Annotated in this window: 9 protein-coding genes and 1 pseudogene; 8 read left to right on the forward strand and 2 right to left on the reverse strand. The window is 49.6% G+C overall.

The annotated features are described in order from the left end of the window. The first annotated feature begins 57 nt into the window (after window positions 1–57). On the forward strand, window positions 58–1,893 hold the full coding sequence (locus JOY44_RS02610; RefSeq protein ID WP_171572189.1) for an AAA family ATPase: 1,836 nt from the start codon (window positions 58–60) through the stop codon (window positions 1,891–1,893). Window positions 1,894–2,083: 190 nt separating this feature from the next. Here the strand turns inward: JOY44_RS02610 and JOY44_RS02615 are convergent, their stop codons facing one another. After that, complete coding sequence (locus JOY44_RS02615; RefSeq protein WP_171572190.1) at window positions 2,084–2,740, reverse strand: bifunctional 4-hydroxy-2-oxoglutarate aldolase/2-dehydro-3-deoxy-phosphogluconate aldolase; 657 nt, start codon at window positions 2,738–2,740, stop codon at window positions 2,084–2,086. 437 nt (window positions 2,741–3,177) lie between these two features. On the opposite strand from JOY44_RS02615, the gene JOY44_RS02620 reads away from it, so the two are divergent. The 7 genes and pseudogenes from JOY44_RS02620 to JOY44_RS02650 form a co-directional block, all read left to right on the forward strand. Further along, window positions 3,178–3,420: a DUF2382 domain-containing protein gene (locus tag JOY44_RS02620; RefSeq protein WP_171572191.1), complete on the forward strand. Its 243-nt coding sequence runs from the start codon at window positions 3,178–3,180 to the stop codon at window positions 3,418–3,420. A gap of 65 nt (window positions 3,421–3,485) precedes the next feature. Further along, the gene (locus tag JOY44_RS02625) at window positions 3,486–6,911 is read left to right on the forward strand and encodes a YsnF/AvaK domain-containing protein (protein ID WP_171572192.1); all 3,426 of its coding nucleotides are present in this window, start codon (window positions 3,486–3,488) and stop codon (window positions 6,909–6,911) included. Window positions 6,912–6,955: 44 nt separating this feature from the next. Continuing rightward, window positions 6,956–8,059, forward strand: a complete 1,104-nt coding sequence (gene ribD, locus JOY44_RS02630; protein ID WP_171572193.1) for a bifunctional diaminohydroxyphosphoribosylaminopyrimidine deaminase/5-amino-6-(5-phosphoribosylamino)uracil reductase RibD — start codon at window positions 6,956–6,958, stop codon at window positions 8,057–8,059. Between the two features lie 121 nt (window positions 8,060–8,180). Then, window positions 8,181–8,771, forward strand: a complete 591-nt coding sequence (locus tag JOY44_RS02635) for a D-glycero-alpha-D-manno-heptose-1,7-bisphosphate 7-phosphatase (protein WP_171572194.1) — start codon at window positions 8,181–8,183, stop codon at window positions 8,769–8,771. Next, on the forward strand, window positions 8,761–9,237 hold the full coding sequence (locus JOY44_RS02640; protein ID WP_171572195.1) for a cupin domain-containing protein: 477 nt from the start codon (window positions 8,761–8,763) through the stop codon (window positions 9,235–9,237). Before JOY44_RS02635 ends, JOY44_RS02640 begins: the two co-directional genes overlap by 11 nt. Before the next feature lie 63 nt (window positions 9,238–9,300). After that, entirely contained in the window at window positions 9,301–9,456 is a 156-nt protein-coding gene (locus JOY44_RS02645) for a hypothetical protein (RefSeq protein WP_171572196.1), read from the forward strand. Window positions 9,457–9,634: 178 nt separating this feature from the next. Next, window positions 9,635–10,642 (forward strand): annotated as a pseudogene (locus tag JOY44_RS02650) (IS630 family transposase); the annotation flags it as partial. A gap of 263 nt (window positions 10,643–10,905) precedes the next feature. Here the strand turns inward: JOY44_RS02650 and JOY44_RS02655 are convergent. After that, complete coding sequence (locus tag JOY44_RS02655) at window positions 10,906–12,987, reverse strand: NACHT domain-containing protein (protein ID WP_171572198.1); 2,082 nt, start codon at window positions 12,985–12,987, stop codon at window positions 10,906–10,908. Window positions 12,988–13,012: the final 25 nt, after the last annotated feature.

A 13,012-nucleotide genomic window follows, 5' to 3' on the forward strand; every position in this document is an offset into this window, starting at 1 on the left:
GGGGTAGGGAATAACATAACGCTCCTCACTCTCAGCCCTCACCCCCAACTTTTTCCCATGAGCGACTTATTTAAAGGCTTTGAGCAACTGTTAGAACTGGCCAAACGGTTGGAAGAAAAAGCAGAAAACGGCGAACTGAAAACAGAGTTTCAGGTGAATTCCCGCAGTTTCAGCAGCATTCCGCGGCGGGGCAACATTCCCACTAATGTTGGGGTGAGTCGGGTTAGGAGCGAGGGAGCAGAAACAACGACGGAACCCAGGGGCAAAGAAAGCAATCCAGATCCCACAGTGATTGTTACGCCGTCTGGTGAAGGGTCGCAGACATTTCTACAGGAAGTCGGGGGATTATCTGATGTGTTGCAAGAACTACGAGAACTGGTGGAACTGCCGCTGAAACGTCCGGATGTGCTGGCAAAGTTGGGGTTGGAACCCCCACGAGGCGTTTTGCTGGTCGGTCCTCCAGGGACAGGCAAAACGCTGACGGCGCGATCGCTGGCAGAAACCTTAGGAGTCAGCTACATTGCGATCGCCGGACCCGAAATCATGGGTAAGTACTATGGCGAAGCCGAGGGGCGACTGCGCAGCGTATTTGAAAAAGCGGCGAAATCTGCGCCCTGCCTAATTTTCATCGACGAAATCGATAGCCTGGTGCCCGATCGCGGCAAGGTGGAAGGCGAAGTGGAAAAGCGCATTGTTGCCCAACTTCTGAGCCTGATGGATGGATTTGCCACCGCTACAGGCGTGATCGTACTTGCCGCCACCAACCGTCCCGATCATCTCGATCCAGCGCTCCGTCGCCCCGGCAGGTTTGATCGAGAAGTCCAGTTTCGTGTGCCCGATCGCAAGGGTCGCCTAGAAATTCTCAATATCCTCACCCGCGCTATGCCGCTAGAGGGTTCGGTCGATTTGGGCGCGATCGCTGATCTAACGGTGGGAATGGTAGGTGCCGACCTGAAAGCGGTGTGCCAAAAGGCGGCATACATTGCCCTACGGCGACAGGTGGTTTCTCTACAAGATCCAATCCCTGACGGGCTGATCGTTAGCGCTGAAGATTTTGGCTTGGCACAGCGAGAGATCAAGCCCTCGGTGCTGCGATCGGTGGAAGTGGAATCACCCAACGTGCCGTGGGATGAGATCGGTGGCTTACCCGACATCAAGCGCACCCTGCAAGAATCCGTGGAGGGTGCCTTACTTTACCCCGAACTCTACGCCACAACTGGAGCCAAAGCGCCCCGTGGCATTTTGCTCTGGGGACCACCCGGAACGGGCAAAACCTTGCTGGCAAAAGCGGTCGCTTCCCAAGCACGGGCTAACTTCATTGCGGTGAATGGGGCTGAATTGATGAGCCGCTGGGTTGGTGCCGCTGAACAATCCGTGCGAGAACTGTTTACTAAAGCTCGGCAGGCGGCACCCTGTGTGGTGTTCATTGACGAAATCGATACGTTAGTTCCGGTGCGGGGCAATTTTCAGGGTGATTCCGGCGTGAGCGATCGCGTGGTGGGGCAACTGCTCACCGAACTGGATGGCTTACAAGATTGCCTCAATGTGCTGCTGATTGGTGCCACAAATCGCCCTGATGCTCTCGATCCTGCCATTCTCCGCTCTGGACGATTGGATTTGCAGCTAAAGGTTGATTTGCCGGATCTGGATAGCCGACTCGCCATTTTGCAGGTTCACAACCGCGATCGCCCCCTCTCCACCGTGGATCTAACCCACTGGGCAGCCCACACCGACGGCTGGAATGGAGCCGATCTTGCCCTGCTCAGCAACCAAGCTGCCCTGCAAGCGATTCGCCGCTATCGTGCCCAAGGCTTCTCTGACCCTGGTCAGATTCAAATTGCAATGGATGACTTTGCTGCTGCCCACACGCTCTTGCTTAGCCAACGCCGATGATGTGGCAATGACTTGCTTCAACTATTGCCAGGGCTTCTTGGGCAAGAAAACAAGAAGCCCTACTATGTCTAAAATCGCTTCGACCCTCAAAAGCCTTAAATCGAGCATCAGAGAGACTGATAGCGTGATATCAAAGAAGGAGTCTGCTCAAAATCAGATCGTGTTTACGATACGGATACATCATCTCCCTTCAATGCGTTAGTTCTAACCTAATACTCTCGACCCGTTGCACCAGCAGTTGTGTTCTCAACGAGATCGCGTCCCAATTCCCTTGTGATAGAGCTATCCGGGGAAACAGATCGCTAGATAGCCCCACTGCAATCGCACCAGCCTGCAAAAATGCCGGAGTGTTTTCGATGGTAATGCCGCCCGTCGGAATAAGGGGAATATTACCTAAAGGAGCGTGTAACGCTTGAATGTAGGTCACTCCACCCATAACTTCTATAGGGAAAACTTTGACACTTGCTGCACCCGCTTGCCATGCTTGCACAATTTCGGTTGGAGAAAGGGCACCTGCAACCAGAGGTATTTCCTGTTCAGCGGCAGCCTTGATCATTTCAATATCTACATGCGGTGTGAAAAGGAACTGTGCGCCTACGGCGATCGCCTGTTGTTGCTGCGTTAACGTGAGCAAGGTGCCTGCACCGATCCAACAATGAGGCAACTCGGCACGCAATTGGGCAATCATATCGGGAGCGCGATCGCTATTCCAGGTCACTTCTATCAGTTGAATTCCTCCAGTAGCAACCGCTTTTGCCATTTGAATACCCTGTTCAAATCGGCTAGTGCGAACTACCGCAATCACACCCTGCTGCTGAACTAACGACAACCAGAACCGAGCGTTCATACTCACCACCTCTCAAATGACAAAATTCCTAATTTTTTGGGAATTCTGTCTAAATCGTTAATAAAGTTAGAACGAGCAAATTTGTAAGTTTGCTCAAACAACTTTTAAGGAGCAATCAATAAAACTTAATGAACTCGAAATATCTCGACCGACTTACTATAGGAAAACGCCTGAATCGCAAATCTTTAATATCATGGTAACGACCTTAGGAGTCATTCCCCTAGTTGCTATTGATGTAAAGGACTAAAGAAAACAGTTTTGCTTTTTAACAGTAAAATTTTAAGGTCACAAACATTTAGATAGCCAAAATCATTCTGCTCAAAAGCAGTGAATGTAATGTTTGAGATCGCACCCTCTGAATGCCATTTAATTAATCAATTTTTAGAACGAATTTTTCGCGATCGCTTGTTCAATTCAACAAAGGAAAAGCAAGCAGCATGACTCAACCCAATCTTTCCGATAATCTTATTCAAGTGTTGTCAAATTCTGAGCTGCCGATTCAGCAAGCAGAGACAACCAGTCCTTCAGAAAGCTTAATCTTGATGAATCAATCAACCTTGCAGGAAAATGAGGTGATTCGCGTTGAGCTTTACACAGAGATACCGGTCATTCATCGACAAACAGTGGTTCGAGAGAATGTGCCTATTAAGCAATATTTGGCTGAACAAAAAACTGACTAAGTAAGTTATTTATTCTATTTCAACCGCTGGTGGACTGACCGTTATCCCCTTTAAAACGCCAAACAATGACTCATCCATCTTCTCCAAACCCATCGGAATCATTAGATATGTCGGAAGGCGATCGCACTGAGCGCGATGAAGCCATTCGCATCACCACTTTGATGGACAATCTCAACAATTTGAAAAGTAAGCTGAACAACTTCACTGTGATGGATGAGCTAGGTCAGCCCATCGGTGAAATTCAAGACTTAATCTTAGATGACACCCATCAGCTTAATTTAGTCATTGCTCTATCAGGCGCGGCGGCGGATAATCCGTCTGTTTTACTGAATGGTCGTCGAATCAAAAAGGTTAGCGTTCAGACCCATGCGGTATTTGTTGATATTGTCAAAGCCGATGTTGACTTTTTGCCAAAATACACGCCCTTAGAATCCAGCGATTCCCGTGGGGATAGTTTCACGAATCGCGCCGACATGAGCAGTTCCGCACCATCATCTGATGATCAAGAACCGCTCTCCTATAGCGAGGCGGTAGCAGCGGCAGCAGCGTTAATGGGAGGAAGCGCAGTCATCAGCGATAGTACACTTCCGTCAGTAGAAGAGGCTATTTCACCAGAAGATGACTTATTCACATCCGATTCCCTGCTCGCCGAACCTGCGGATGATTCCACCACTTTAGAAGATGACTCATTCGCATCCGATCCCCTGTTCTCTGAACCCGCGGATGATTTCGCCGCTCTAGAAGACGATTTGTTCATATCCGATCCCCTGTTCGCCGAACCCGCGGATGATTTCACCGCTCTAGAGGATGACTTATTTGCATCCGATCCATCATTGTCCGAACCTGCTGATGATTTCGCCGCCTTGGGCGAGATGTCATCTATGGAATCATTAAACTCTTTAGATGATGATTGGTTTGCAGACGATCAAGACGATCTGGCAATGTCTTTGGAACTTCCTGAACAAGAACTTTCGCCTTTAGAAGACCCTTCCTTAGAAAGCGAACCCACGTCAGAATTCATCACGACCAATAACTCCCTGGATGATTGGTCTGATTTGGTCAGCCCTACAGACCAACCTGGTTTAGACTACGCCCTTTCCTCCGAAACCAGTTCCTTACCTGAACTGGCTAACAACGACCTAGAAACTCTATTCTCACTAGCTGAAGCAGATGAGATCTCAGAACTCGGACTTGGTTCGGAACTCGGATTTGCTTCGTGGGAACAGACTTCTCAACCCACTGATTCCCTTTCTAGCGGTTTATTAGATCCATCAACTGATGCAGAAATCGAAAGTGAGCTTGAAGACTTGCCCGATATTAGTTCCTTGGCAAACGATTTTTCAGTAGATGCCCTGAATGAGGACTTGCCTGACATTAGTTCCTTGGCAAACGATTTTTCAGTAGATGCCCTGAATGAGGACTTGCCTGACATTAGTTCCTTGGCAAACGATTTTTCAGTAGATGCCTTGAATGAAGATGCTGAAGAGTTTTTGCTGCCATCTGATTTTGGCGAAGCTGGGTCTACCACTGATTTCACTTTTGAAAGTTTGTCCGATCTTGACCCACCTTCAGAAGTATCTTTAGATAATTTTGGGTTTTCAGATACAGCAATCACAGAAGAGTCTTTGGATGACTTTGGATTCTCAGACACCTTAACCACTGATGATGCCTTAGCCAATCCGATGACCTTAGATGCAAATTTTGGTGAAAGCCTAGGTGATGACTCAGACTTATCGTGGACTGATGAGCCAACAACAGACAAGTTGTCTGAATTGACCCTTGATGATTTCAATCAGCCTCAAACGGAGACAGCCGATGAACTTGGGTTGGAATTGGCAAGTAGTGATCTAGATTTGGAATTAGCTGAAGAATTAGCTGATCTCGATCTATCGGCAACTACATCCACAGATTTAGAGTTTGAAACCGAATCTTCAGGCTTAGATCTTGAAACGGAAGCGATCTCGCCGCTACCTGATTTAGATTTTTCTTTGGGTGAAGATTTTTTATCTGTTGAGCAGTCTGAAGACTTAGCGTTTGGGCAGTCTGAAGACGTGGCGTTTGAAACGGAAGCGATCTCGCCGCTACCCGATCTAGATTTTTCTCTAGATGACGACCTGTTATCTGTTGAGCAGTCTGAAGACGTAGCGTTTGAAACGGAAGCGATCTCGCCGCTACCTGATTTAGATTTTTCTTTGGATGACGACTTGTCATCTGTTGGGCAGTCTGAAGACATGGCGTTTGGGCAGTCCGAAGAATCGGCGTTTGAAATGGAAGCGATCGCGCCGCTACCTGATCTAGATTTTTCTCTGGATGATGACTCCTTAAATTTTGCTGAGCAGTCTTCGCCAATCATGGATTTAAGTATGGGTGAGATCCCCACCTCGTTTACAGAGGTTCCTATAGACGCGACTTCGGCTATAGATTCTGATGAAGCAAATTTGGAGCTTGATACCGCCTTTGACGTGGATTTATCCTTGGAGGACGAGTTTGGGGCAGAAAACTTTGCGATCGCAGAACCGAATGACAGCGAAGCGTTTACCCTTCAGAACGAAAATACGGAACCTGAACCAAATATCATTGCTAGCCTGACCGATCTTGAATTTGCAGACGCTCTGCCTGAAGACAGGCTGCCTACAGATGACCTAACGAATACATTTGGCAGCAGTGCTGATCTATCCTTTGCGGAAGAGGGAGAGTTTGCAGATCTAACGGATTTGAGATCTGGGTTTGAAACAAGTGACTTTGCTCTAGATAACTTGTTTGATAATCCGGTCGAGAATCCTCAAAGTGCTTCAGATGAGTTCAATTTTTCTAGCCCCACCATGGGCTTTGTAGATCCGGCAGCAGGAATGGCAGCGGCATCTGGAATTTTAGCGGGTTTGGCAGGAAGGGCGGCACTCAACCGCTCATCTGTTCCGGCTGAGGAGCCACATCCTTTAGACATTGCAGACATTTCAGATATGAGCGATGATTCTGCTCAAGAAGCGCTGCCTGCAAGCGATCCGGCATTTTCTATATCTGAACCTGAGGAGATCGCTCCAAGCCCCAATGTATCGATTCAACCAAACTCGGAACCTAGGCTTGCCTCTCTAGATGAGATGGTGCCATTGCTAGAAGAACGTTTGCAAGTGGAATACGAACGGCGCAAAGTTGGGGAAGTGATCATTCGCAAAAAAATCGAGACGCGCATGATTCAGGTGCCCGTTCGCTACGAAGTTCTGGTAATTGAGCAGGTTGGTTCAGAGCAAAAAACTCTGGCAGAAGTTGACTTGAGTCAGGGCACCTTTAGCGAAGCCGAGATGCCAGCGTTGGCTGGAAAGCCGACGGTGAGCGGTGAGTTTAAGTCGGCCAAAACAGCTAGCGCCGTGATAGATGCGATCTCCAAAACTCTGCGCCAGCAGTGCAAAAGCATTCGGATTGAGATTGAATTGGATGATAATAGCCTCGTCCAGTCCTATCAAGATTGGCTTGATCAATGTAGCGACCTCTAGAGTCGGTCTAGGATCTGAAAACAGTTCTTTCGGTTAGAGCTTAGATGGCTGAAACTATTGATCGCGCCATGATGCAGCGTTGTGTAGAATTAGCGCGGCAAGCAGCAGGCAAAACTGCCCCCAATCCGCTGGTAGGGTGCGTGATTGTGAATGACGGCGAGATTGTGGGGGAAGGCTTTCATCCCAAGGCAGGCGAACCCCATGGGGAGGTGTTTGCGCTGCGGCAGGCAGGCGATCGCGCCACGGGCGCAACCCTGTATGTCAATCTAGAACCCTGCAATCATTATGGACGCACTCCTCCCTGCTCAGAAGCGGTGATTGCTGCCGGAATTCACCGCGTCGTGATTGGCATGATCGATCCCAACCCTAAAGTTGCGGGTACAGGCTGCGATCGTCTCAAACAAGCGGGCATTGAGGTTGCTGTTGGCATTGAAGCAGCCGCGTGTCAAACGTTAAATGAAGCCTTTGTGCATCGCATTTTGTACCATCGACCCTTTGGTATTTTGAAGTATGCCATGACCTTAGATGGCAAAATCGCTGCTGTGACTCGCCATAGCGCTTGGGTCACTAGCGAAGCCGCTCGTGGCGAAGTTCATCAACTGCGGGCAACCTGCGATGCGGTGATTGTGGGTGGCAATACCGTTCGCGCCGATGATCCCTTGCTCACCAGTCGCCAACCCGGACACACCCCGCTACGCGTGATCATGAGTCGCACGCTGGATCTCCCAGATTCCGCCAATGTGTGGAATACCAGCGTTGCATCTACTCTGGTCTTTACCCAAGTGGGCGTTCAACCTGGGTTTCAAGCTGCATTAAAGCAGCGGGGTGTGGAAGTAGTAGAACTAGAGCCTCTCACCCCCCGCACAGTCATGGCACACCTCTATAACCGCGGATTTTTAACGGTGCTGTGGGAATGTGGGGGCACGTTGGCAGCCCGTGCGATCGCCGAAGGGGCTGTGCAAAAAGTCCTTGCCTTTATTGCTCCCAAAATCATTGGTGGTGTGACGGCTCCTTCTCCCGTAGGAGATTTGGGGTTGAAAAAAATGACCGAAGCTCTCACCTTGCAGCAAGTAAGCTGGCGAGCGATCGGTTCAGATTTACTGATTGAAGGATATTTGCCTAGAGGTAAAACGATTTCATCGCGCTAATCTATGCCACTCATTTTGTTGAAATGCCCGATGTACCCAGTTATTTATTCAGTTATTTATTCAGCGCAAAGGGTCTGCGATCGCCGAAAATGGCGGTGTTGATGATCATCAAAAAAAGTCCATGAGCAGAGCCGCCGTATTTCTCGATCGCGATGGAGTTCTCAACATTGAAGCAGGCTACATCCGCACTGTAGACGATCTGCATTTGATACCGGGAGTTGCCCAGGCAGTGCGTCAACTCAATGATCGCGGCCTCTTTTGCTGCCTTGTTTCCAACCAATCCGGTCCCGCCCGTGGCTACTATCCCGCTAGCCATGTAGATGCCCTGCATGAGCGTCTTTGCCACCTGTTACAGGACGAAGCTGGCGCACGGTTGGATGCTCTCTACTATTGTCCCTACTTAAGCCGTCTAGAAGGCGGCACCGATCCGCAATACACGCGCTACAGCACCTGGCGCAAACCCAACACGGGCATGTTTGTTGCTGCTGCTTGGGAGCACGATTTGGATATTTCCCAAAGCTATATGGTGGGCGACAAAGCCACCGATATTGATATGGCACACAACGCAGGCTGTGTTGGGATTTTGGTGCAAACCGGGTTTGGGGAACAAGTGCTCAGTGGCGACTACCAGCACGAAACTCAACCCGATTACATCGCTAAAGACCTTGCTGATGCTGCCCAATGGATTTTGGAGCAAAACCATGCCACCTGAAGAATTATTTCCGCCAGCCTTGAACCCCAGAGCTGTTTTACCCAGAACGGGATCAACTTATCCTGAGCCGCTGAAGGCAAGGGTGGCTGGGCGCAGCAAGCGATCGCTGGGAGACGCAGTTGGGCTAAAAAACTTTGGAGTGAATCGAGTTCATCTGGCACCTGGAGCCGCTTCCTCCATTCGGCATTGGCACTCTCGCCAGGATGAGTTTATCTATGTGCTGGAGGGTGAACTAACGCTAATCACCAATGCTGGAGAGCAGGTGTTGCAAGCAGGTATGGCGGCGGGGTTTCCAGCGGGCAAGGCAGATGGTCATCAATTAGTGAATCGATCGCAGGCAGATGCGGTGTATTTGGAAGTGGGCGATCGCTTGCCGGGTGACGAGGTTGTTTATCCAGATGATGATTTGGCAGCTACTCACTCCACCCGCTGGAGTTTTACCCACAAAGACGGTCGTTCTTACTAATCACTGTTTAGTCATTGGGCGATCGCTTTGCCACGATTGTGGGAGGCTTGCCAATTGGGTTAGATGGCGAAATCATCGGCGCGATCGCTTGCGCTGACTTGTCAGTTCGGGGTTGGCTCTGGCGCGGATGAGGAACATATTGATGTGACGGAAGCGGAAATTGCGGGCGTTGAAGGGGGCGATCTCAAAAGCGTAGGACAAAATTTTGCCAGAACGTAAGTTTTTTGCTGGTTTCACTTTTAACTCTTTTCCCAAAAACTACGGTATGCACACATCTCGATCTTGGTAAGCATCTGTGTCGGGGGACTTTCCCCCGTTCCCCCACTACTTAGGGGACTCATATCAGGTCGGCTTAAATGACCATAATATAGAGATAGGCTCTTATCTTGGTTACCTTATGCCGAAACGCATCACCATTCAACCTCATTTGAGTCCAGAGGAATTGGTAACCCGATACCGCCAAGCAAGCGATCCGATTGAGCGATCGCATTACCAAATTATCTGGCTACTGGTTCAAGGACGACCGACTGAAGAGGTGGCAGCGATAACTGGGTACAGTCGCAGTTGGATCTATGAATTAGTCTGGGGCTACAACCGCATGGGTCCGGCAAGCCTGGGAGATGGACGACATCGCAACCCTGGAGCACCACCATTGCTCGATGAAGTGCAGCAAGCCCAACTGTTGCAGGTGATACGAGGGTCTGCCCCGGACGGTGGATTGTGGAATGGACGCAAAGTCGCCGATTATCTCAGTGAATTGCTCACTCGCCCAATCAGTCGTCAACAAGGGTGGGAATTGCTCAAGCAGATGGGACTGCGCTTACGAGTGCCCCGACCGATGCATCAGGAAGCAGACCTAGATGAGCAACAGGCGTGGAAAAAAAAACTGCACCAGAAAGTGGAGCAAGTGCAAGCCGACCATCCCGACGACGACGTTGAAACCTGGTTTGAAGACGAACATCGACTGGGCTTGCAACCGGTGTTGCGACGGGTGTGGGTGGAACAAGATGAGCAACCGATTGCTACCGTCAACTGGAAACGCGAATGGTTATGGCTGTATGCCTTTGTCCACCCTCAAACCGGAGAAACCTACTGGTGGCTGTTACCCTATGTCAACACGGACCTATTCAATCAAGTGCTCCAGGACTTTGCTGAGCATTTCAAGGTGGGCATAACCAAGCAAGTGATTCTCTCGGTTGATCAGGCAGGATGGCATCTGAGCAAAGCCTTGCAGGTGCCAGAAGGCATTCATTTGTTCCCCCTGCCACCCTATTCACCAGAATTACAACCCGCCGAGCGCTTGTGGGTGCTTGTGGATGAGCCATTGGTCAATACAGCGTTTGACTCCATTGCACAGGTTGAACAGATTATCTACCAGCGCTGTCAAAGCTTACTCAAGCAGCAAGAATTGATTCGTGGACTCACCTCTTACTACTGGTTGCCAGATGTAAAGGCTGTATCTTAATTATGGGTATTCATCCTGACTTGATATCACTCCCCCAAACCCCCCGCATAAGAGTTCTGGGGTAGAGCACCAAGCCCCAGTGCAACTGTTTTATATTCAATCAATAGGACTCCGGTTTGGAGGGAGTTTGAGGGACACAATTGTCCCTCGATGGGGTTTTGGGGGCATCCCCCAATGCCTTATTCCACACTTTGCTACAGTGCTTAACCGTTGTCCCTTTCCCCGTCCTCAACCGTCAACATTCGCTGCTCAATGCCTGCCCAAGTCTCCCGCGATACCCGCACTGCCGCTTCCTTGCACTGCACCATTAACAGATTGGCAGACAAATACTTTTCCAGAGATTCTGCTTCCTGCTTAGACAACTCCAGCCATTCCGGTTGCAGATGCAGCGCAGCACACCAGATTTGAACCAATTGCTTTACAAATTTTTGGTAGATTTCTTTAGATGGACCACCTTCTGGAATTCGTGCTTTTAGTCCTTCCAAGCGATCTATTAAGCCTGTAAAGTCAACCTGCTTAAAGATTTTTATTCTTTCAAATTCGAGACAGCGCAAGAGGGAGCAGGAGAGGGTGAGTGCGGGAGAAAGGTCGAGTCCCGGGGAAAGGTCAAAGTCAAGGGGAAGGGGAAGAGAGAGGTGCAAAGAAAGGGAGCGAGAGAGGGTAAGGGAGAGGAAGAGAGAAAAGGAGAGGTCGAGGGAAAGGGAAAAGAAGAGAGCTGCGACTCGTTTGGCAGCGGGTTTGTAGTCGCCTGGAGAGCCTGCGGTGGAACGATCTACCCAGTTCACCAATGCTTTCAGTTTCTCGGTGGTAAGCAGAGTCGGAGCTTTTGCCGCCATTGGTTCTAGCAACGAGTTGGCATTCCTAAGGCAACCTGCTACCAGCAAAAACACTTCTCGCCAGCGGTCATCCGTCAGGTGTTGCTCCACCAGTGCTTGCATCAAGTCTGGCTGCTGAGCCACATGGTAAGCAGCCAAATATTCGTGCAGTGTCAGGTGGGAAAAGGAGAAAATGCCTTCAGCCCGTGCAACCAAGATACCCTGCTGAATCGTGATGGCATCCAAAACGGCTTTGCCATCCAAATATTTGGGCTTATCCACGGTATCCGCCAAAAAGGCTTTGATTTGCTCCACCAGTTCTTGCTGGGTAAAAAAGAGTTGATCGTTGACAAAGCTGTTGTAGGCAATTTCCGCCAGCAGCACTTTTTCCAGGTCGGGGTTGAGTCCTTTGTAAATTTCGCTTTGCTGGATGCGTTTTTCGGCTGCCCATTCCTCTAGCAAAATATCCAACGCTTTGCGGTAGAGGGTAGCGCGGTTGGTGGGAAAGCCCTGGGTGCGGTCATAGACCATGCAGAGAAAGGTCAGCAGCAGGGGCGTTTGTGCCAGTTCTTTGGCGGCATCGTTGCTGGAGTCATTCAAGGTTTCCCAGCATTTGTCAGCGGTTTTAGTCAAAATATCCAGATCGGCGTGAAACCAGTTTTGGATAAAGCGCTGAATCTGCTCATCGTCAAAATCGGCAAGCTCAATGTCGCGAAAACGGTTCCAGGTGCTGCGGTGGGCGGCAATACGGCAAGAGGCAATATAGCGATTTTTGTCGTACTTCGTGACAAAGTTTTGAATCTCATTAATGACGGTGTTCAGGTTAGCGGTGGGAACTTCATCCAGCCCATCTAGCAAAATCAACAGTTTGCCTTGCTCCAATAGGTTGATGGCAAATTTGTCAGCCTCCGGAAAGCCAAAGTTTGCCAGTTCCTCTGAAATCGCTTTCACCAAATCAACGGCATCCACATTGAATCGTTTCAATTCCAGCATCACCGGAATGCAGCGATGTTTAAATACGCCTTTTTCCCCTTTGAGCGCTTCCAACCCAGTTCGCCGCAAAAAGGTAGACTTGCCCGCTCCCGGTCCACCCAACACCATCAGAAATTGATGGTCATCCACCACCTTTGGCGCGTCTAATCGGGCAGGTTCTTGAATTTGAAATCGCCGCTTCGCTGTTTTGCGGTAGGTTTGCTCCAAGGTTTCTAGCGACAAAAATTGACGAATGCTCAAATCATCTAGAAATTTGACTTTGGTATAAATCAACTCCAGCGGCATGCCCTGACGCATTCCCAGTAACCGAATTGCACCATAGCGATCCGTATATTTGTCGGCATATTTTTTCAGGGCAGCGGCGGCTTTGGCTTGGTCGCCAACTGCCTGAAAAATTGAGCCTCCACCACTTTTCGCGACATCAAAAAGGAGTTTGGCAAGGCTGACTCCGGGACCAATCAATTCCGTTCCGGTCATAGTCGCTCATGCTTGTAAAAAACTG

The organism is Leptolyngbya sp. Cla-17 (assembly GCF_016807185.1).
Taxonomy (GTDB): Bacteria; Cyanobacteriota; Cyanobacteriia; order Leptolyngbyales; family Leptolyngbyaceae; genus ULC077BIN1.